The organism is Marinobacter sp. LV10MA510-1 (assembly GCF_002563885.1).
In the GTDB taxonomy this organism is placed as follows: domain Bacteria; phylum Pseudomonadota; class Gammaproteobacteria; order Pseudomonadales; family Oleiphilaceae; genus Marinobacter.
Window position 1 is genome coordinate 700,141 of the sequence record NZ_PDJA01000001.1, and the last position, 21,202, is coordinate 721,342.

Below are 21,202 nucleotides of genomic sequence, written 5' to 3' on the forward strand. Positions count from 1 at the left end.
CTGGTGCAACGAATTATGATGAGTGATGCTGCCTTACCCATTACAGGGATTATCGAAGCGGTTCTGCTGACAGCGGGCAAGTCGTTAACGGTGCAGCAGCTCAGAGAAGTGTTTGACGAAACCGAGCGGCCAACCCATAAGGCAGTGGAGCAGGCGCTGGTGGAATTAGAGCAACTTTGCTGTGGTCGTGGTTTTGAGCTGAAAAAAGTTGCCAGCGGTTACCGCCTTCAGGTGCGTGAATCTTTTGCTCCTTGGGTGGCTCGGCTGTTTGAAGAAAAACCACCGCGTTATTCGCGGGCGCTGTTGGAAACACTCGCATTGATCGGCTACCGCCAGCCTATTACCCGTGGTGAAATTGAAGATATTCGCGGCGTTGCGGTAAGCAGCAATATCATTCGTACGTTGGTTGAGCGAGAGTGGGTCCGAATTGTAGGTCATCGGGAAGTACCGGGCCGGCCGGCTATGTATGCCACCACCCGACAATTTCTTGACTACTTTAATCTAATAAGCCTGGACCAGTTGCCGCCCTTGTCTGATAGTCGGGATTTGGACGCGATCGGGCGCGAAATTGAGCAGAAAATCGAACAAACACCATTTCACTGATGCAGGCCCTGCATCGGTCCGTTATTTAAGGATTAACCCATGGCGTCAGAACGCCCCTGGACTACCGGCAAGCCGGCAGCCAAATCAGCATCGAATGCGAACAAGCCGAGCGCTAATCGCCGTAACCCAGCGAAATCATCGGCAAAAGCGGCGAAGCCAGGCAAGCCTGCGCCAGAGGTGCTGGCGACTGTGCCAGTAGGCGGTCCTGAGCGAATTCAGAAGCTGCTGGCACGTGCCGGTGTTGGATCGCGGCGCGAAATTGAAGGCTGGATGGACGCGGGTCGCCTATTGGTCAATGGCAAACCCGTTACTCCAGGCCAGAAAGCCACGGTGAGCGATGTTTTTGAACTCGACGGCAAGCGCTTGGACGTTGCTGCCGCTGCCGAGGTTTTGCGCCGAGTGCTGATTTACAACAAGCCGGAAGGCGAAGTAACCACTCGCAAAGACCCGGAAGGGCGCCCAACCGTGTTCGACCGGCTGCCGCGATTGCGTGAACATCGCTGGATTTCTATTGGCCGGCTGGATTTGAACACCACTGGTCTGGTGATGTTCACCACCGATGGCGAGCTGGCTAACCGGCTTATGCATCCTTCTAGCCAGATTGATCGGGAATACGCGGTGCGTATATTTGGCGAAGTAGACGACGCCATGATTGAGCGCCTGCGCACCGGCGTCACCCTGGAAGACGGCGAGGCTAAATTTAGCGACATTTCCGCCGCCGGCGGCACCGGCATGAACCGGTGGTTCCACGTGACTTTGTTGGAAGGGCGCAACCGTGAAGTGAGGCGCCTTTGGGAATCGCAAGGCGTGCGCGTCAGCCGCCTGAAACGTGTTCGTTACGGCTCAATATTTTTGCCCAGCAGATTAACCGTGGGGAAATGGGAAGAGTTGGATCAGAAAGCCGTGGATTTGCTGAGCCGCACGGTTGGCTTGGCTAAAATGGCAGTTCCGCAACAGACACCGGATGAAGCGGCGGCGCAGGCGCGCCAACAAAGAAAGGCAGCTCCGGTAACCAATCGCAGCAATCGTGCGGCAGGCTCCCCCGGTTCAAAAGCGGGACAGGGCGCTCGCAAGTGGGCGGTTGCAGACTCTAAACCTCAGCGCAGTGGCGGCAAAGCCCGTACCGATAAAACCCGCGGTTAATAGCCGGGTAGGGCTGGCGTTAAACAACGGAGGGTGCCATCAGCTGATGGTGGCAAACACGCGCGTGCAATTGCGGCCTTGGTCTTTAGCGCGATAAAGAGCTTCGTCTGCGCGCGCTAGCCATTGCCCTGAGCCTTCGCCAGCGCGGTGAAGTGCAACGCCACAGCTGGTAGTCACCGCCACTGAATGCTCTCCGCAATCAATTTGTAAGGCTGCAATGGCTGATCGAACGCGCTCGGCGACATCTACTGCAGAATACTGATCGGTATGGGGCAACAGCACCGCAAATTCTTCGCCGCCAAACCGGTACACGCTGTCGGAGCTGCGCACGGCAGATGCCAGCGCTTCTGTCACGCGCCTTAGCACAAGGTCGCCTACCACATGCCCACAGTTGTCGTTTACCGCTTTGAAGTGATCGAGGTCGCACAGGATCAGCGAGTAAGTCTCGTTGTGACGGCCGGTTAGTAGCTGGGCTTTTTGCAAGGCTTCTTCCATGGCGCGTTTGTTGCCAATCCCGGTCAGTGAGTCGGTCAACGATGCCTGCTCCATAGCACTGAACCGACAAGCGTTGCGCAGCGAGCATATTGCCGCGCCAATCAGCATCTCAACGGCTTGCAACTCATCGTTACTGAAGCGCTTATGCCGATGCAGCGACAAGGTGCCAAAATTCTCGTCCTCCAGATTCAGACGGTACTCGCAGCGGTGAGGGCCACCCATGCCAGTGGTAAACACAAACTCTTGGCGCGCCATCTGGTGGCGGTATTGAAAGGCATCAAAATGAACAACCTGCACCATTTCTTCTGCCAGCATGGTCAGCTGTGCGTCCAGCTTCAGGGTGGCTGAAAGTCGGCGTACCAAGCGGTTGAGAATACCCGGTTCACTGTTCCATTCCTCAAAACTTTGGCGCAGCTCTGCCAGTTTTTGTTGCTGTGGCGCTGTAAGTGGGAAAGGCGATATGTGTTTCACGGTGGCTCAACTCACTCTGTCGTTAGGTGGCAGTTTGCACACTGGGTAGCTGACAAGGTAAGTGCAGGTATTATGCCTGTTTTATAAAATGTATATAAATCAGTATTTTGAGAATTATTTTTGGAGTTCCCTTTTAGTTTTAAGGCTATTATTGGATTTTTGTCAAAAAATCGGCAGGCGCACCTTGGTGGGTTCCGGTGTGTTAAGCTGAAGTCTTATCCAGCGATGTCATCATAATTCGAGCTTCATAGTCTATGCGGTTGAAATCCATAAAGTTGTCAGGGTTCAAGTCGTTTGTGGACGCGACCACGGTAGCATTTCCGTCAAATATGACAGCGGTTGTGGGGCCAAACGGCTGTGGCAAATCCAACATCATAGATGCTGTGCGATGGGTCTTGGGTGAAAGTTCAGCCAAGTATCTGCGCGGCGAGTCCATGACTGATGTGATATTCAACGGATCGAGCGCGCGCAAACCAGTGGGTCAGGCCGCGATTGAGCTGGTGTTCGACAATCACAATGGTTCGGCACCGGGTGAATTCGCCCAATACAGTGAAATTTCTGTGCGCCGCCGGGTTTCCCGCCAGAGCCAATCTGATTACTTCCTTAATGGCACCAAGTGCCGCCGCCGCGATATTACCGATCTGTTTCTTGGTACAGGCCTTGGGCCGCGCAGCTACGCCATCATTGAGCAGGGCATGATTTCCCGGTTGATTGAAGCCAAGCCTGAGGAACTCAGGATTTATATAGAGGAAGCGGCGGGCATATCCAAGTACAAGGAGCGCCGCCGTGAAACCGAAAACCGCATTCGCCGCACCCAAGAAAATCTTGAGCGCCTGAGCGATGTACGCGCCGAGCTCGGCCGGCAACTTCAGCACCTGGAGCAGCAAGCGGTTGCCGCTGAAAAGTACAAAACCTTCAAGCAAAATGAGCGTTGCAAAAAAGCCGAACTTACCGTGTTGCGCTGGCAACACTTAAACACCGAGCTGCAATCCTGGCATGGGCGTATTCGTGATACCGAATTGCAACTGGAAAAGCACCTGACCGGGCGTATTCGACTGGATACCGAGCTCGAAAGTTTGCGCACAGAACATCAGCAGCGCAATGAGCAGTTTAACCGTACCCAAGCGCGCTATTACGAAGCTGGGGCAGATGTCGCGCGGCTTGAACAAAGTTTGCAGAATAGCCGCGACCGCAGCCGCCAGGCCAGTCTGGAAGTTGATCAGGCACTGGCCAGCGAACGCGAGCTGGCCAGTGAGCTGGAGCAAGACAACGACAAACTTGCAGCGTTTGAAGAAGAACTGGCCATGCTTGAGCCAGAGCAGGAAGAGTTAAGCCTGCGGGCAGAAACCTCTGGTGAGCAGCTCCATAACGCCGAACACGCCATGGCCGACTGGCAGCAACGCTGGGACGATTTCAGCGCTCGTTCGGCAGACGCGCACCGCCAGGCCGATTTGGCACAATCGAGCATCCGCGCCCTGGACACCGCCATAGAGCAACTGCGGCTACGGGATCAACGGCTGCAGCAGGAGCGCCAAACTCTGCAGCAGCAGTTGGATCACGAAACACTGGGTGAGCAGCGCGAACTGCAGGCTAGGGTTAGCCTGAAGCGCGAAGGCGCGCAGCAAATTATTGAAGATAGCCAACAGCAGTTGCAACAACTGCGTTCACAGCAGCAGCAGGCCGAGCAGCATCAAAATCAGCAGCGCCAGCAGGTTCAACGCCTGGAAGCCACGCTTGAGTCCCAGCAGCAACTACTGGCAGAGCAGCTAGGCCATAACAACGGTGCGCTGCAACACTGGCTGGACCAACACCAGCTGACACAAACACCACGGCTTGCAGCTGCTCTGGATATTGATGAAGGTTGGGAATTTGCAACCGAACAGGTGCTTGGTCGCCTGTCCCAGAGCTTGGTGTTACCTCAGCTCTCAGCACAACTGGCGCTGCTTGACGACGCTCCCGCCGGTGCTGCTCTGTTGTCTGCCGATGCTGCACCGGCGGAGTTGCCAGGTGCCACTAGCCTGGCCGCCAGGGTGCGCGGTAATGCGGCTATTATTGATGCGTTGGCGAATATTCTGGTGGCAGACAGCCTTCAGCAAGCGCAGCAACAGCAGCGCCAGCTGCAACACGGACAGAGTGTGATAACGCCGCAAGGGGTATGGATGGGCCGCCACTGGGTATTAATGCCGGCAGCCGATGCCAGCCAGACCGGGGTGATCGAGCGTCAAAAAACCGTACTGAGCTTGGAAGCACAGCTAGAGCTGGCGCAGCGAAGGCTCGATCTGGCAGAAACCAACAGCGTGGATGCAAGTCAGGCGCTGGAACGAACAGAACAGAAGCGCGAGCAAGCCCGCCGCGAACTGACCGAGGCAGATCAGCACCTGGGCACCATTGCCGCTCAGCTTGGTGCCCTGCAAGCCCGGAGCGAGCAGATAACCCAGCGTTTGAATCAGATTGACGCTGACGCCGCAGAGCTAGAGTTGGATCGTGAGCACCAGCATCAGGAGCTGGAGTGCGCGCGGGAAGAATGGCAGCAGGGGCTAGAGGCAACAGAGGAACACGACGAACACAAAGAGCAGTTGCTGGCGCAACGTGACGGACTGCGCGAGAAACTCGATCAGCTGCGCCAGCAGGCCCGCCATGAGCGCGACCAGGCTCACCAATTGCAGCTTACGCTGCAAAGCCTGAACAGCCAGCGCGACGGCTTGCGACAGACCATCAGTCGCGCGCATCTGCAACAGCAAAGAGTGGATGAGCGCCTGGAGCTGTTGCGGCAGTCTCGCGAGCAGGCGGAAGAACCTTTAGAAGACCTTCAACTAGAGCTGGAGGGCTTGCTAGAGCGTCGGCTTGCCGAAGAAGGCACGCTATCCGAGGCCCGTGAGGGTCTAGAAAATCTGGACCGTCGGGTGCGCGAGGCCGATCAGGGCCGCAGCGGCACCGAGCAACAGATCCAGCAGGTGCGCGCCACGCTGGAAACACTGAAAATGGAATGTCAGGCGCTGGAGATTCGCGCGGGTAACCATTTGGAGCAGCTGAGCGAGTTGAACATCACTTTGCGCGCTGTGCTCGAACAGCTGGACGATTCTGCCAATGAGCAGGAATGGACTGAGGAACTGGAAAAGATCGCCGGTCGGATACAACGTTTGGGCGCCATTAACCTGGCGGCTATTGACGAGTTTCAGGTGCAGAGCGAGCGTAAAACCTATCTCGACAGCCAACACGAAGACCTGACCGAAGCGCTGGAAATCCTGGATGGCGCCATTCGCAAGATCGATCGCGAAACCCGTCAGCGCTTTAAAGAGACCTTTGACCGGGTTAATGAAGGTCTGCAGGGCTTGTTCCCCAAAGTTTTTGGCGGCGGACACGCCAGCCTGGAGCTAACAGGCGAGGATTTGCTGGAAACCGGTGTTACCATCATGGCGCGGCCCCCGGGCAAGAAAAATAGCACCATTCACCTGTTATCCGGGGGTGAGAAAGCGCTGACCGCCATCGCCCTGGTGTTCGCAATATTTAAGCTTAATCCGGCGCCTTTTTGCATGCTGGACGAAGTGGACGCTCCGCTTGATGATGCCAATGTGGGCCGTTACGTGAATTTGGTGAAAGAGATGTCAAAGCAGGTGCAGTTTATTTACATTACGCACAATAAAATCGCCATGGAGCAGGCTGATCAGTTGATGGGTGTGACCATGCACGAGCCGGGTTGCTCGCGACTTGTTACAGTAGACGTAGAGGCCGCTGCCGCGCTGGCCGAGGCTTGATTGGGCCGCGAGTATGACAATCCGGCCATAAGCCGGGGTTATGCGTTGTATTACGCGGGTTCAATTTTTATAGTACCCACTTTGATAGCATTAAATTTACCAGTACCGGTTTTGATAGCAACAACATTCTTCGATCCGCAAACAGGACAGCAGCACTATGTCACCACTTAGGGAGTGGCTAATCGCCATCGGTACCCTGGTTATTATTGGTATTGTCATTGATGGCATTCGGCGCATGCGCCGCGCGCGCAAAGAGTCGTCGGCTATTTCCTCCGGCATGGGCGCTGACAACCTGCGGGATTCGCCGCTGGACGAGCATTTCAACCCGGAACTGCCATCAGGTGGTGCTCGAACCATTTCCCGCGACGAGCTAGGCCAGGATCGCACGTCCAAGAAAAGATCACGGACATCGCGCCAGGTGCAAAAACCAACTCGGCCGGTGATTGCCGCTGGCCGCAACAAAAGCTCTGAACCTGCAACAGAGGCAACAGCCAAAACTCATTCGGCGTTTGTTACCGCTGCTGATAGCACCGAAGCTGATAGCACCGAAGCAGATCGCGACAGCAGCGAATTTACCGAAGCGCCGCTGAGTGGCTTGCACGATCAATGGGAACCCGAGCCTTTCAGCGCAGACGTAGACAGCACCAATAGCCTTGAAAGTGATTATCCTGATACCCGCTACGCCGATGAAGACGAAGACCCACCTGTCATTGCGAAGGCCGAGCCTAAGCCCAAACCCAAACCAGCGCCTTTGCCCCGCGACCCGTCTCAGCCTTTGCCGGGTGCTAACCGCCCTCCTGCCAAAGAAGTGATTGTCATCAACGTACTGGCCCGCACCGGTGAGGAGTTTCAAGGCCCGGCTCTGCAGCGGCTGCTGGAAGCTTGTGGCCTGCTATACGGTGATATGGACATCTACCATCGCCACGAAACCACCGATACCACAAGCCCTGTGCAGTTCAGCGTAGCCAGCGCGGTTGAGCCTGGCACCTTCAGGCCCGCAGAGATTGCGGCTCTGAGTACGCCTGGCATCAGCTTTTTTATGAGCCTGCCAGGGCCGGAGAATGCCCTGCAGGCGTTCAACTTTATGTACGAAACAGCGCAAGCTGTCGTGCGTAATCTTGGAGGTGAACTGAAAGACGAACGCCGCAGTGTGATGACATCACAGACCGCCGAGCACTGCCGCCAGCGCATCCGCGAATTCGAGCGCAAGCAACATTCAAAACGGGATTAACATGAGCTCAGTCAGCACCAGCGTGCGCGACCGGGTTGACCAGCTGCGTACAACCATTACCGATCACAACCATCATTATTACGTGCTCGATGATCCACAAGTGCCCGACACCGAATACGATCGGTTGTTTCGTGAATTGCAGGCCCTAGAAGCCGAACATCCGGAACTGGCGACGGCAACGTCGCCGACCCAGCGTGTAGGCTCCGCGGTAGAAACCAGCTTTGCGGAAGTGACCCACCGTATCCCCATGTTGTCTTTGGATAACGCCTTCAGCGCCGACGAGTTGCGGGATTTCGACCGCCGTGTGCGCGAGCGGTTAGATGCACAGAGCGCTATTGAATACGTGTGCGAACCCAAGCTCGACGGCCTGGCGGTCAGTCTGCATTATCAGAACGGCGAGCTGGTCCAAGCTGCTACCCGCGGCGACGGTTACACAGGTGAAGACATTACTGCCAACATACGCACCATTGCGTCTGTGCCTCTTACCCTGCGGGGCGGAGATTTGCCACAAACCGTAGAGGTGAGAGGCGAGGTGTACATGCCCCGCGCCGGTTTCGACCGGCTGAACCAGCGACTGGCCGGGCGCGGTGAGAAAACCTTCGTAAATCCCCGTAACGCCGCAGCCGGCAGTCTGCGCCAGAAAAAATCCAGCGTGACCGCCAGGCGCCCCTTGGAGATGTGCGCTTACAGCGTAGCGGTTACTGACGAGTCAGCGCTGCCGCCCACACACTGGGAAGGTTTGCAGCAGGTCAGCGAGTGGGGCTTTCGCATTAACCCTGAAATGTCTCTCGCCAGCGGGGCCGATCAGTGCCTTGAGGCCTACGAGGCATTGATGGCCAAACGCGACAGCCTGCCTTATGAAATAGACGGCATTGTGTTCAAGGTAAATCGTCTGGATCTTCAGCAGCAGTTAGGCTTTGTCAGCCGCGCGCCGCGCTGGGCGATTGCGCAAAAGTTTCCGGCTCAGGAAGAGTTGACGGTGGTTGAAAGCGTGGAATTTCAGGTCGGCCGCACTGGCGCTATTACGCCCGTGGCGCGCTTGAAGCCGGTGTTTGTCGGTGGTGTTACGGTATCCAACGCAACCTTGCACAATATGGACGAAGTGCGGCGGTTGGATTTGCACATCGGCGACACCGTGTTTATCCGCCGCGCCGGTGACGTTATCCCGAAAGTGGTCAAAGTGGTTCAGGATAAACGGCCCGCCGATGCCGGGGTAATAGAGCTTCCGGCGCAATGCCCGGCGTGCGGTTCAGACGTTGTACAGATTGAAGGCGAAGTGATTGCCCGTTGTTCTGGTGGTCTGTTTTGCCCGGCCCAGCGCAAAGAAGCCATCCGCCATTACGCCTCACGTAAAGCCCTCGACATAGAAGGCCTGGGTGACAAGTGGGTGGACATTCTGGTGGACAGCGAAAAAGTTGAAACCATTGCCGATCTGTATCGGCTGCGCAAAGCAGACCTAATCGGGCTGGAGCGCATGGGCGACAAGTCTGCCAGTAATTTGATTGCTGCCATTGACGCCTCCCGCCAGCCGTTGTTGTGGCGGTTTCTCTACGCCCTGGGTATTCGCGAGGTGGGCGAGGCTACAGCCAAAGGCCTTGCCGGCTACTTTGGCAATCTGGAGGCGATTGCCGAAGCCGATGAAAACGCCCTGCAAGCGGTGTCCGACGTTGGGCCCATTGTGGCCGGGCACCTACACAGTTTTTTTGAGCAGCCTCATAATCAGGAAATTCTGCAGAATTTGAAGCAGGCCGGCGTCATCTGGCAAACCCAGGAAATTACCGCGGCCAGTATGCCTCTGCATGGTCAAACCTGGGTACTGACCGGCACTATGGAGCAGGTGACCCGCGACCAGGCAAAACAAAAACTGGAAGGTTTGGGTGCAAAAGTGGCCGGCAGCGTGTCGAAAAAGACGGCGTGCGTGGTGGCCGGTGAAGCGGCGGGCTCCAAACTGACCAAAGCACAGCAGTTAGGCGTTGAGGTTTTGAGTGAGCAGGGTCTACTAGACCTGCTGCGCGGGCATGGCTTAGAGGTCTGATTGCGCTTGATCGCATCAAATGACAGGGTTGTTGCTACTGGCCGTCAGACGTCAGCTTGGTAACTGCCTGAATCGGCATAAAGACGCAGATAGTCGATGCTGGTAACGATACCCATTGGCTCGCCAGCGGTATCAATAATCAGGGCTGCATCCAGCTGGTGTGCCAGCATCAGTCGCGCTAGCTGATGTGCATCGGTTTCCGGAAAAGCGGTTAAGAATGCCGGCAGCTCGATAGTTGCCAGGCTTTGATCTGCAGCCTTGCCCGGGAACTCGTTGGCCCAAGCCAACAGCCAGAGTTCGTCGACCATGCCTGCAATGATGTTGTTGCCCACCGTAACCGCTAAGTGGCGAGTTTGGTTCTCCTCCATGGCGACCAGTGCCTCCGCTAGAGTGGCTGTTGCCAGTACCGACGCTACGCCCGACACACATATAGTCGACACCGGCAAGTAGGCGCGATGCTCTATAGGTTCGCCGGCGGTACTGCGGCCATACTGCTGGGCTTTACGTTTGCCAGCCTGCACCCCGGCCTGGAATTCTGCGTCCGTTGTTTCGCTGTACTCCGGGTTTATTTTTGCGCTTTCGGCCACCTCGCTCACGTCTCCCACTCGGCGATTGCGAAATATTTCTGGCAGGCGCGTTCCTATTGGCCGGCCTGGTTCACTAACGTGGATAGACATGGGCGTTTCCCTTATTCCTGCTGTAAAACGCGCTCGACACGGAGCCTGTGTGCCAATGCATGGGGTAGGGCAGCTGGCTGGCTACACATGCGATCAGCCAGGTATTCTGCCAACAGCGGTGCGTAGGTCAGGCCCTTACTGCCCAGACCGGTGAACATCCAGGCGCCGGCATTAGTCTTCATGCTTTGCGTGGCGAAGACGCCTGCCACCGGTTGATAATCGTGGGTGGTGCAGCGAAACGCCACCCGCCCTTGTAAGTTTTCCGCCGTCACAGCCGGGTGTTCTGTGTTCAGGATGCCCGGTAGCAAGCTGTCGAGTTCTGTCAAATTTTCCTGATGGCTGGCGGTGGTTGGCAGCGGGTTGCCATCGCGTAGGTCGAATGTGGCGCCGGTTACCGCTATGCCGTCGTGCTGTGGATTTAAATAGCGTGAACCACAAATAACGGCGCTGGGCGAGGTGATTGCAGCCGCTGGTAAATGACTGACTTGCCCGCGGATGGGTTTCAGACGCAGGCGCTCGCCAGGTGCCAGCCAGGCCTGGGGTAAGAGTTCGGGAGTTTGTGCACCCGCGCAGATAACCAATTGATCGGACTCTAGATTAAGGATTTGATCGGACCCCGCCGTCGCATTGCTCTGGCGCGCACTGATTTGCCATAGGCGGTCGCTTTGGGCCATGCCTGTGACCCTGCAGTGGGGGTGCACTGTAATCAACGGGTGTTGCACCAGGGCTTGGCACAATTGCGACGGCGCCAGCCATCCGCCCTGGGGAAACCAGAGCCCGCCGCGATGAACCGTCACACCCACCAAGTCACTGGCCTGTTGCGCCGTCACCGGATACAGCACGCCGGTGGGGTAGTGATTGCGGGCCAAAAATTTATGCTGGCGTTGTTGTTCGTGGTCGTTAAAGGCCAGTTGTAACAGGCCCGTAGCGTGAAAAAAGGGCGCGTGACCGGTACTGCTCTGGTACGTTTGAAACTGCTGATAGAAACGCTCTGCGAACAGCAGTGCAGACAGCGATAGCGCCGTTTGCGGCGAGTAGTCCACCCCCAGCTTGGCGTAAAGCGCACCCTGCCTATTGCCCGAAGCGGCCTGGCCTGGCGTCAGTGAATCCAGTATCTGTACCGACACCCCGCGCTCTGCCAGATTGCGCGCCAGGCAGGCACCGGCAATGCCGGCGCCGATAATCACCACGGAACCCGGGCGGGATGCTGGCTGTGAATCGGGTTTGTTCAGGTCGTGCCAGGCGTCGCCTTGCGGGCCGAAGTGCAGTGTCAGGCGCACTTGCCCATCCGCAAATACCAAACGGTGCAGGCCCGCCACGGCGGGTGGCCAGGCTTGCACCAGCTGTTCGCTGAATTGGGCCAGTTGCGGCCAGAGTGAGACTGCACGCTCGAGATCGTCGCGGCTAAGGGGGTGCTGCTGATGGGCAACAAAATGCAGAACGCTGCCCGGCTCAGGGCGTTGAACGATCCAATTCTGCCAACAGGTCAGAAAGTCCAGCCCGACGTCGAATTCGGCCTCGGCAAAGACCGTCTGGTGAAAGTGTGCGACTCGCTCAACGAGCTGAATCTGAACGTGCTCCGGGCTGAGCGCATCATACATCCGACTACTGGCGCCGTTTAAGTAAAGGCCACCATTTTTCAGCCAGGTTACTTCAGCATGAGCAAGGGCCGGCCCGATCATTGATCACTGGAATTAACAATCGACATGCTTTCAATCGTAACCGCCTGAAGCGGAACATCATTCATGCCCTGGCGTGACCCGGTTTGTACATTGGCAATGGCATCAATAACGCCCATACCGGAAACAACCTTGCCAAAGACCGCGTAACCAGCACTGCGCGAGTTGGGGTTAAGGAAGTCGTTATCGGTCAGGTTGACAAAAAATTGGGCGGTTGCCGAATCCGGCGCATTGGTGCGCGCCATGGCAAGGGTGCCACGCAGGTTTGGCAGGGAGCCGGTGGCCTCGTTACGGATGGGCGGCCGGGTTTTCTTGCGCTGCAGCTGTTCGGTAAACCCACCGCCTTGAATCATGAACCCTGGAATTACCCGATGAAATACGGTGTCATCATAATAACTCGAACGCACGTATTCCAGAAAATTGGCCACTGTGTCCGGTGCGACGTCTGGCCTCAACTGAAGTGTAAATTGGCCTTCGGAGGTGATGACATCCACTTTGACCAGATCCTGATTGCTGAATTCGCTGGCGCTATCATCAGCGTTAGCGGTGCCCACCAGAGCGCAGGTTGCGGTCAGAACGGAAAAGCAAAATGCAGGAAAAAAACGTTTTACAGCGGGCATGCTCTGGCTACCTTTGCAGATTGCGATTAAAAAATGTGATTTAAAGCACGGCAGAGAAGCGGAACAGGCTATTAACGCTTCAGGCGCTGGCCAGAATAGTACTGGATGACACTGCCGTATGCTGGCCACCAGCGCCGTAGAGTTTTTGCCGGCTGCTAGCACCGCGAACTATATCACTTAATCTGGCCAGGCGTTTTTGCATGTGGGCCATTACCCGGCCGTTGTTCTGGTTTAGTTGCTGGCACTGGGTCAGTGCCTGATCGGCCTGTTGCCAAAGCTGGTGAAGCTCGGTCAAGCCAGCAGCGGCAATAAAGCGGGAAGGATTGCCGCTCTCAGGACGAAAGCCCATAGCAACCAAAGCGTGAATCTTGAGCTTGGCGCGTTCGCGAATTTGCTCCAGCTGGGCGTTCTTTTCGTCAGTCAGTGCCTGCAACTGTTTCATGTCAGAGGTGGACAGCAGTTCTTTTTCATCGCGCAAAAGATCCGCCATAGCAGACAACTGGCGGATATCCTGCGCAAGAAGGTGTTTCAGATCATCAATAGCGGCCATAATTTATTCACCCGAATATGCTTTTATCCATATCAAGCATTTTCTGGGCCAATTGTTGAGCGTCTACCTTGTAACTGCCATCTTCCAGGGCGCTGCGAATCTGAGAGATCCGCTCATCGTCCATTTCCGGGAAGTCGCCCAGTTTCTGCTCTAGCTGTTTAAGATCGCGGGCCTGAGTGCTCAAATTAACATTCTCACCGCGGGCCTGCGTGCTTTGGGCTGCGGCCTTCTCTGCCGTTGCGGTTTTGGCCGCGTTGCCGGCTTTATCGGCGGTGGGGCGCTGGGTGTTGATTTGGCTTTGGTTGATTCCATTGAAGTCAACGGACATGTTGGTACCTGCTGTATTGGGTGCTGCGCCGGTCGAGGCGCAAAATATGGCCTATGACTGAGTAACGGCGGCGGTCAAAAAAGCTTTAACATATTTTTACAAAAAAATGGCCGGCTAGTTTTTGCCGCTGGTGTTTTGGCGGCAAGGGCTTCTGTGGTGTAACGGCAAGGATGTGCCGAAAAGTGCAGAAAAAGCGCCGCCTGGCTTTCCGTTGGCTTCTTACATCGGAATCAGCACCTGGCCAGGCGCGGTCACCCGCCCTTTGATGGTTCGTGAAGACTGCAGGTTTTCCACCAACACCTGCTCACCAATCGCCGCATTGGCCAGGGCCTTTCCGCGCGAACGCACGGTGAAAGAACCGCTGCTGGCGGTGATCATAACATGGTCGCCACGCTCCACGGCATCGGGTGCCGCAAGTAGATTCGGGGTAATCAGCGAGCCACTGTTAATGGGCCGGCGAACTTCCATGCCGATGATTGATTGCGCTTCGACAATGGTCCCACGGCGGCTGGCATTCACCACAACGGTCCGCTGGCTTAACATATCGGCGCGAAGGCGCTCGCCGCGGGCGAGTGGGCGGCTAGCCACCAAAGCCGGTCCGCGAATGTCTACGGTAGCACCCAGATACATGCGCCATGGTCGCTCGCCGCTGCACTCGATTAACATAGAGGGCTGGCCGGACTTCCAGGGATCACCGTTGAAATGAACGTTCAGCGGACCACTGCAGGCAGCCAATGACAATCTGGGGTCGGGTTTTGCGCTTTCATAGCTGACTTCATAGCCTGCAGCGGCCTGTTCTGTGGCAAACTGTTGCAAAAACAGATTAGCCGCAGTGTGAATGTCATGTGCGGTAGAGTTTGCCAGCGCAAACGAGCTTAGGCATAGGCCGAGCAGGGCAATGACAAGAGTGTGTTTGCGCATAATATAAAAGCGTCCTGTTTTGCCGGTGTGTTGGTAAAGCCTGCTGTGCTGCGCAAAAATAATTCCGGTGGCATCACGATTTGCGGGCACTGGCCGTTAAACCTGACATGCGATAGCGATATTTTGGCGCATGTCAGAAAAATTGCTCTTTCAAGACTCTTAAGAAAGCAAAAACTGTGCCGGTTAGCCCGGCCGTCGGGAGAAAGAACTATGGCAGGTGTATTGGACAGCGTGAACCAGCGTACGCAGATGGTCGGGAAAAACCGGCTGGAGTTGCTATTGTTTCGGCTCCGCGGGAGCCAGGTGTATGGCATTAACGTGTTTAAGGTAAAAGAGGTGTTGCAGTGCCCTAAGCTGTTCAGCATTCCCAGCAGCCTACCGGTGGTTCGCGGCGTGGCGTACACACGCGGCGCGACTATTCCGATTATTGATCTGGCGATGGCGATTGGCATGCCGGCCATCCCTCAAGAAGATCTGGCCACCAGTTTTGTGATCATTACCGAGTACAATCGCAAAACCCAAGGCTTTCTGGTGAGTGGCGTGGAAGGCATTGTGAATATGAACTGGGAAGATATTCTGCCACCGCCTAAAGGCGCAGGCCGCGATGTGTACCTGACAGCCGTCACCAAAATTGACGACAAGCTGGTTGAAATCATCGATGTAGAGAAAGTTCTTTCGGAAGTGGCTCCACTGAAGGAAGACGTTGGTGAAGGTGTTCTCAGCCGCAGTGCCGAGAGGGTTCAAGGCCATCTTCCGGTGTTGGTGGTGGACGACTCGAATGTGGCCCGGCGGCAGATCGAGCGTTGCCTGAAAGCCATAGGCATGGACGCTGTTATCCACAATGACGGCAAGCAGGCTCTGGACTATCTGGTGGAGATCACCGCCGACGGCTCCAAAGCGACAGATCATCATTCGATGATGATTTCCGACGTTGAAATGCCTGAAATGGACGGCTATACACTGGTTGCGCGTTGTAAGGAAAATCCGCTGATCAGCGAGCTGTATATTATGCTGCATACGTCCCTGAGCGGGGTGTTTAACAAAGCGATGGTTCAGAAAGTGGGGGCGGACGATTTTATGGCGAAATTCAGTCCGGACGAACTGGCCGAGCGGGTTATGGATATTATTGATGGAAAATAAACGTGTTACGTCACAGGCCATTAGAATCGAGAACGCATGAAATCTGAAATTACTCATCAGGAATACGCGGCGTTCAAAACCTTTCTGCAGGACGCATCCGGCATTCTGCTGGGTGACAATAAACAGTATCTGGTGAAAAGCCGGCTACGCCGGATTTTGGAAGACAATCAGCTTGTCTCTCTTGGGGAGTTACTTGATCGCCTGAAGCGTCCGGGCCGCAATAATCTGAGCGAGGTGGTTATAGACGCTATGACCACCAACGAAACTCTATGGTTTCGGGATAATCATCCGTTCCGCATTTTGCAGGATATTTTGCTGCCTGAGTTTGCTGACCGTAAGATGCCGCAGCCGTTACGCATCTGGTCGGCGGCCTGCTCTACCGGGCAGGAACCGTATTCCACTGCAATGGTGATCGAAGAGTATCGCCGCTTGCGGCCGGGGCGCCTGCGTGACGTGAAGATTGTCGCCACCGACATTTCCAAAACGGTGCTGGATGCGGCGCGTCGTGGCGAATATGAAACTATTGCTATTGGTCGGGGCTTGTCGCCGGAGCGGCAAAAACAGTTTTTTACCGCTGCTGTCAACGGCCGTTGGCAGATCAAACCACAGATAAAAGCGATGGTGGAGTATAAGGAAATCAACTTATTAGAGCGGTATCTTCTAGGCAAGTTTGATATCGCCATGTGCCGCAACGTGCTGATCTATTTCTCCGCGGAGCACAAGCGCGACATTCTTACCCGTATTCACGCGTCCTTGAACCCAGGCGGCTATCTTATACTGGGTGCATCGGAATCCCTCACCGGATTAGCGGACCTGTACGAAATGGTCCAGTGCAGTCCGGGTATTATCTACCGAAAAAAATAAACTATGCCATTGAATGTCTGGGTGTTAATCGCGGCGCAAGCGATGGCCATGTGTACGGCGCCATTTATTGTGTTTATTGGCAGTATTCAGGGCCGGGCGCTGGCCGGGAGCCCTGAATACGCGACCTTGCCGGTTGCGCTCGTGGTGGTGGGTACGGTGTTGTCCATCAAGCCCGCCACCTGGCTTATGGCTCGCGTCGGGCGCAAGCCCGTGATGCTTTTGGGCACGGTTATGGGCACGGTTGCTGCTGGAGTGGGTGCGCTGGCTTCCTGGCAAGGTGCTTTTGCCCTTTTGTGTCTAGCGGCGGTACTTGGCGGCAGCGGGCTTGCGGTGGTGCATCAGTACCGCTTCGCCGCTATGGAATCTGTTCCCCCAAAACTGGCCAGCACTGCAGCGGCCCGCGTTCTGTTAGGTGGATTGGTTGCGGCCTGGGTCGGTCCGGAAATTGCCTCGATTGGTGGTGACGATCCGCTGCACCCGTTTCTGACCAGCTGGCTGGGACTGGCAGCGGTTCAGCTTGCGGCCATGATCATATTGGTGCTCGGTTACCGCAGCAGTGGCGAACTACCGCGACCGGTGCATGAAGGCGGTGGTCGGCCGATGCGTGAAATTCTTGCAAATCCGGTGATATGGGTTGCTATTAGCGCTGCTGCGGTGGGTTACGCGACTATGAGCTTCATTATGACGGCAACGCCCTTAAGCATGACCGAAATTGCAGGGCACCCCCTGAATGATGCCAAGCGTGTTATACAGTTGCACATTATGGCTATGTACTTGCCATCCCTAATAAGCGGCTGGTTGATTCGAGTGGTAGGCATAGGGCGCATGATGTTAGCGGGTATGGTTGCCTATCTGATCTGCATTGCCCTGGCGGTCAGCGGCGTCAGCTTTCATCATTACTTGGGTGCATTGATTTTACTGGGGATAGGCTGGAATTTTTTATTCGTGGGTGGTACCAGTTTGTTGCCGCAAGGCTATAGCGACTCCGAGCGTTTCCGCGTTCAGGGCCTGAATGACATGATGGTTTTTGGCTTTCAGGCCGTTGCGTCCATGTCAGCCGGTCTGGCCTTAAGCTCCCTCGGCTGGGCCGGCCTGTTGCTGCTTGCGATCCCACTTTTACTGTTGCACTCTGGGCTTATGCTTTTTTGGTACTTGCGCAGCAATTCAACGGTCACGCAACCGCACTGATACGGCTACTCTTCGCTAACTATCTACCCATATCCGCAAGGAGTGACCATTACCATGTACGACTTACGCAAACTCATTATCGCACCGCTGTTATTGATGGTGGGTGCCTGCACCGGCGTGCCTGAGGGTATCCAGCCGGTAAACAGCTTTGATACCGAACGTTATCTGGGTACCTGGTACGAAATTGCCCGGCTTGATCATTCTTTCGAGCAAGGTTTAAGCCGGGTAACTGCCAAGTATGAAAAGCAGGACGACGGAAGCCTGAAAGTGATCAACCGCGGTTACAATGACGAAAAAAGCGAATGGAAAGAAGCTGAGGGTCGGGCGGTCTTCGTAAATGAAGACACAGACGGCCACCTGAAAGTGTCCTTCTTCGGCCCCTTCTATGCGTCGTACGTTATTTTTGAGCTGGATGACCAATACCAGCAGGCCTACATCACCAGCTACAATCGGGATTATTTGTGGTTTCTGTCACGCAGCCCGACGGTTAGCGATGAGGCCATGGCCGAGTTCAGAAAAACAGCCCTGGCCGCAGGATTCGATCTGCAAGAGCTGATCTTGGTGGATCACAGCGCTGTTAATTAACTTGCTTGCTCAACAGGCAAGTGGCCGGTTTTTACCCAAATAATCGTCTCTTGATCGACAAAAGGATGATGTTGGCTCAGATGAGGGCTTCTAATCCAGGTTTCCTGGGGATACCGCCCGTTCTCGTCACAAAACTCTCCTGAAATAACATAGATTTCTTCCCCACCAAAATGCCGGTGGGGCTGGAAGCGTTCGTTAGCCGGCCATTTCACCAGTGCCACATGCTCGTGCTCGAATTCGTGCAGGGGCATGACTTCCAGCCCACCGATTCCGGGAAGCCAGGGAGTTTTCCGGGTATTGATTCGCACCGGAGTGCGGTCGCGCTTGTCGAACTGATGCAATTTTACCAACAGGGTGCAGCCAGGCTCGCTAAAAGGCGCGTGACCCGTGCCCGGCGGATTGCGCAGATAGGTACCTGCCGGGTAATCGCCGGTTTCATCCGAAAACACGCCTTCGAGCACCAGTATTTCCTCGCCCAGTGGGTGCTCATGGCGGCTGAACGACGCACCGGGCTTATAGCGAACAATACTGGTAGCGTGGCCGCGCTCCGCCTCTTCTCTGGCCAATGGCTTTCTGTCCACACCACCTGAGGGGCTGGCAAGCCATTCCTGTTCACCGGTATGAACTACAACCCGGCTGGCAAAATCCATATTTAGCATTGTTGACCTCTTTACTGGTGAAAACGTGATTTTTAAATACGCTGCCCGGCTATGAATGGATGGCTGGGTTTCATGCCTACTTAATCAACCGCTGCACATCTTTGAAGGCCGCGTTTTTACAGTGTCGCATCCACTCGAACGCGACCATTTCAACGGTAACTATGTTTGCGCCGCAAGCGCTGAGCCGGTCAATGGCGACATCCCGATCAAATTCTTTACGCGACCCTGTAGCATCTGCCACAACCCAGAGCGAGTAGCCGGCATCCATCAGGCTAAGTGCCGTTTGCATCATGCACACATGGGCTTCGCAGCCGGCAATAATAATATGTGGCCGGCACCGGCCTTCCGGTAGCGCCTCGAGCAGGCCATCTGAGCAGGCATCGAAGTGGTGTTTGGCCAGGGTAAGGTGGCAAAGCTCCTTAACCGTTTCCAGGTTTGGCCCCAGTTTTTCTGGCAACTGTTCCGTGGCTAAAACCGGCACGTTCAACAGGCCAGCAATCTTAGCGAGCGTGACACACTGGCTGACGACATCCTGCCCGTTGGCAATTGCTGGCATCAGCTTTTCCTGAAGATCGATTAGCAACAGGGTCGAGTGTTCAGATCGCATCAACATTAGTTATTCGCCTCGAAGTTTTGCGGCTTTTGGTTTCAAGGTAGTTGCCAAGCGCCGATAAAACCATTAAAGTCTGCGCCCTCGAATCGGTGATCATCTTGCTGATTCGACTCTGTTTTAGGAGAGGTGGCCGAGTGGCTGAAGGCGCACGCCTGGAAAGTGTGTAAACGTTAATAGCGTTTCGAGGGTTCGAATCCCTCTCTCTCCGCCATATTAAACCCCTGATTTTCTTAAATAAATTCAGGGGTTTTTTTTGTTTGGGCCTAATTTGGGTCTAAGTTGAGATTTCACTGTCCGCTACTGTCCACAATAAAACCAAGTTGTTGAGAGATTTTTGCTGCCATTTTTGGTGAGTCGTCCGGAATCCATTTAGCGTAGTGCTTTTTCACCATGCTGGTATCAGAGCGGCCCAGCTGTCTCGAAATCCATTCCAAACTCACATAATTCGACCTGATTACGCATAAGAGTCAGCCATCTTTAGCAGCCTATAGGGCATAGGCGGTGTCCGGGCTGCTACTGTCAGGAACCGCGGAAGCATGGCTTTGAGATCGTAGCGCCGATTGAAGCGGTATTCGAACTCAGCGAGGTAGCGAGGGGCATGCTGCTCCCGGATAGCGTGGTAAGTGCCAGTGATCGCGTTCTTAACGTTGCCGAGCAGGGTGTTGACCCAGTTGAACTCAGGATTTGCCACGCTGGCACGACCGCCTCCGGTGATGTGGCGCTCGTGGACGCAGGTGGCCGTGTCAAAGGCCCGGAAACAGTTGAGACCATCGCTGACAACGTGGCTTCCGGGCGCAATGGCCTGTTGGCTATAGCGACGCACCTCGGCCAGGGTAAAGCCACTCACACGGCGAAGCTGAACCCGCATCGGGTGGCCCTCGCTATTAGTTTGTACCGCAGCGACAAAGGGGAATTTATGCTCGGCACCACGACCTCGCTTTCCCGACCGTTCGCCGCCCAGATAGGCGTCATCAATCTCGATGCGGCCGCTGAGCCTCGCTCCCTGGTTGCGATCGTACATGACCTGCAGCACCTTGTGTTTGAGCTTCCAGGCCGTGTTATAAGTGACACCGAGATCCCGAGACAGCTGCAATGCCGAGAGACCGCTCTTACGCTGGGTCAGCAGATAAATGGCCAGGAACCAGGTGGTCAACGGCAGGTGAGTCGCATGAAAGAGAGTGCCGGCGGTCAGTGACGTCTGATGATGACAGCGATGGCACTGGTAATGCCCCCTCGACAGCCGGCAGCCGGTAGCATTGCCGCAGTCAGGGCACACAAATCCCTTGGGCCAGCGGTGCTGGAAAAGGGCTTCCTGGCACTGTGCTTCTGTGCCGTATTGCTTGAGAAAAGCCGGCAACGACAGGCCGGGCTGGAACTGAATTGGGTTACGTGCCATGAGATTGCCTCCTGTACTGTATATAATCAGTGTATGCCAAAATGGCGGCAGCGTGGCTGATTAACGTGAGTAATCAGGAAACTCTTTGGCCTGCTATGGATTCTTTTGTAGAAAAAATAGTAGATTACGGATTAAGTGTAAAAAAAGTGGGCTTACAGGGCAGGCAAGCATAAACATGCAATTTTGATTTTGTGTTTATGCACCCGTTCATGGATGGCGATGGTCACCTGTCGCGATCTCTGTAGCATT

Annotated in this window: 19 protein-coding genes and 1 tRNA gene; 10 read left to right on the forward strand and 10 right to left on the reverse strand. The window is 55.4% G+C overall.

Annotated elements, in window-relative coordinates; translation table 11 throughout:
- The first annotated feature begins 15 nt into the window (after positions 1-15).
- Entirely contained in the window at positions 16-603 is a 588-nt protein-coding gene (gene scpB / locus ATI45_RS03315) for an SMC-Scp complex subunit ScpB (protein ID WP_098418265.1), read from the forward strand.
- A gap of 39 nt (positions 604-642) precedes the next feature.
- Positions 643-1,746: a 23S rRNA pseudouridine(2605) synthase RluB gene (rluB, locus tag ATI45_RS03320; protein ID WP_098418266.1), complete on the forward strand. Its 1,104-nt coding sequence runs from the start codon at positions 643-645 to the stop codon at positions 1,744-1,746.
- Positions 1,747-1,785: 39 nt separating this feature from the next.
- Here the strand turns inward: rluB and ATI45_RS03325 are convergent, their stop codons facing one another.
- Complete coding sequence (locus tag ATI45_RS03325) at positions 1,786-2,712, reverse strand: GGDEF domain-containing protein (protein WP_098418267.1); 927 nt, start codon at positions 2,710-2,712, stop codon at positions 1,786-1,788.
- Between the two features lie 254 nt (positions 2,713-2,966).
- Here ATI45_RS03325 and smc point away from each other — a divergent pair, with 254 nt between their 5' ends.
- The 3 genes from smc to ligA all read left to right on the forward strand — a co-directional run bounded on the left by smc (position 2,967) and on the right by ligA (position 9,733).
- Entirely contained in the window at positions 2,967-6,467 is a 3,501-nt protein-coding gene (smc, locus tag ATI45_RS03330) for a chromosome segregation protein SMC (RefSeq protein WP_098418268.1), read from the forward strand.
- Between the two features lie 157 nt (positions 6,468-6,624).
- Positions 6,625-7,698, forward strand: a complete 1,074-nt coding sequence (zipA, locus tag ATI45_RS03335) for a cell division protein ZipA (protein WP_098418269.1) — start codon at positions 6,625-6,627, stop codon at positions 7,696-7,698.
- Between the two features lies 1 nt (position 7,699).
- Entirely contained in the window at positions 7,700-9,733 is a 2,034-nt protein-coding gene (gene ligA / locus ATI45_RS03340; protein ID WP_098418270.1) for an NAD-dependent DNA ligase LigA, read from the forward strand.
- Positions 9,734-9,777: 44 nt separating this feature from the next.
- On the opposite strand, the gene ATI45_RS03345 is transcribed toward ligA, so the two are convergent.
- From ATI45_RS03345 to flgA, 6 genes are all read right to left on the reverse strand, one after another.
- Positions 9,778-10,410 (reverse strand): CBS domain-containing protein, encoded by a 633-nt coding sequence (locus ATI45_RS03345; protein WP_098418271.1) that lies wholly within the window; start codon positions 10,408-10,410, stop codon positions 9,778-9,780.
- An 11-nt stretch (positions 10,411-10,421) separates the two neighbouring features.
- Positions 10,422-12,011, reverse strand: a complete 1,590-nt coding sequence (mnmC, locus tag ATI45_RS03350; protein WP_228735920.1) for an FAD-dependent 5-carboxymethylaminomethyl-2-thiouridine(34) oxidoreductase MnmC — start codon at positions 12,009-12,011, stop codon at positions 10,422-10,424.
- Positions 12,012-12,088: 77 nt separating this feature from the next.
- Positions 12,089-12,709, reverse strand: coding sequence for a peptidylprolyl isomerase (locus tag ATI45_RS03355; protein WP_098418273.1), 621 nt, complete (start codon positions 12,707-12,709; stop codon positions 12,089-12,091).
- Positions 12,710-12,788: 79 nt separating this feature from the next.
- The gene (locus ATI45_RS03360) at positions 12,789-13,259 is read right to left on the reverse strand and encodes a flagella synthesis protein FlgN (RefSeq protein WP_098418274.1); all 471 of its coding nucleotides are present in this window, start codon (positions 13,257-13,259) and stop codon (positions 12,789-12,791) included.
- Positions 13,260-13,266: 7 nt separating this feature from the next.
- Positions 13,267-13,587, reverse strand: coding sequence for a flagellar biosynthesis anti-sigma factor FlgM (gene flgM / locus ATI45_RS03365; protein ID WP_098418275.1), 321 nt, complete (start codon positions 13,585-13,587; stop codon positions 13,267-13,269).
- A 219-nt stretch (positions 13,588-13,806) separates the two neighbouring features.
- Positions 13,807-14,508 carry a flagellar basal body P-ring formation chaperone FlgA gene (gene flgA / locus ATI45_RS03370; protein ID WP_098421630.1) on the reverse strand — a complete coding sequence of 234 codons (702 nt, stop codon included), beginning with the start codon at positions 14,506-14,508 and terminating at the stop codon, positions 13,807-13,809.
- A gap of 210 nt (positions 14,509-14,718) precedes the next feature.
- On the opposite strand from flgA, the gene ATI45_RS03375 reads away from it, so the two are divergent.
- Genes ATI45_RS03375 through ATI45_RS03390 form a run of 4 tightly spaced genes read left to right on the forward strand, consistent with a single transcriptional unit; the run spans position 14,719 to position 18,285 of the window.
- Complete coding sequence (locus ATI45_RS03375; protein ID WP_098418276.1) at positions 14,719-15,648, forward strand: chemotaxis protein CheV; 930 nt, start codon at positions 14,719-14,721, stop codon at positions 15,646-15,648.
- Positions 15,649-15,684: 36 nt separating this feature from the next.
- The gene (locus ATI45_RS03380) at positions 15,685-16,512 is read left to right on the forward strand and encodes a CheR family methyltransferase (protein WP_098418277.1); all 828 of its coding nucleotides are present in this window, start codon (positions 15,685-15,687) and stop codon (positions 16,510-16,512) included.
- 3 nt (positions 16,513-16,515) lie between these two features.
- On the forward strand, positions 16,516-17,700 hold the full coding sequence (locus ATI45_RS03385) for an MFS transporter (protein ID WP_098418278.1): 1,185 nt from the start codon (positions 16,516-16,518) through the stop codon (positions 17,698-17,700).
- A 54-nt stretch (positions 17,701-17,754) separates the two neighbouring features.
- Complete coding sequence (locus ATI45_RS03390) at positions 17,755-18,285, forward strand: lipocalin family protein (RefSeq protein WP_098418279.1); 531 nt, start codon at positions 17,755-17,757, stop codon at positions 18,283-18,285.
- On the opposite strand, the gene ATI45_RS03395 is transcribed toward ATI45_RS03390, so the two are convergent.
- Both ATI45_RS03395 and ATI45_RS03400 read right to left on the reverse strand, forming a co-directional pair.
- Positions 18,282-18,944: a cupin domain-containing protein gene (locus tag ATI45_RS03395; protein ID WP_098418280.1), complete on the reverse strand. Its 663-nt coding sequence runs from the start codon at positions 18,942-18,944 to the stop codon at positions 18,282-18,284. The genes ATI45_RS03390 and ATI45_RS03395 overlap by 4 nt on opposite strands.
- A gap of 76 nt (positions 18,945-19,020) precedes the next feature.
- Complete coding sequence (locus tag ATI45_RS03400) at positions 19,021-19,557, reverse strand: isochorismatase family protein (RefSeq protein WP_098418281.1); 537 nt, start codon at positions 19,555-19,557, stop codon at positions 19,021-19,023.
- Between the two features lie 120 nt (positions 19,558-19,677).
- Here ATI45_RS03400 and ATI45_RS03405 point away from each other — a divergent pair.
- A tRNA-Ser gene (locus ATI45_RS03405) sits at positions 19,678-19,768 on the forward strand.
- A 243-nt stretch (positions 19,769-20,011) separates the two neighbouring features.
- Here the strand turns inward: ATI45_RS03405 and ATI45_RS03410 are convergent.
- Complete coding sequence (locus tag ATI45_RS03410) at positions 20,012-20,953, reverse strand: IS1595 family transposase (protein ID WP_098418282.1); 942 nt, start codon at positions 20,951-20,953, stop codon at positions 20,012-20,014.
- Positions 20,954-21,202: the final 249 nt, after the last annotated feature.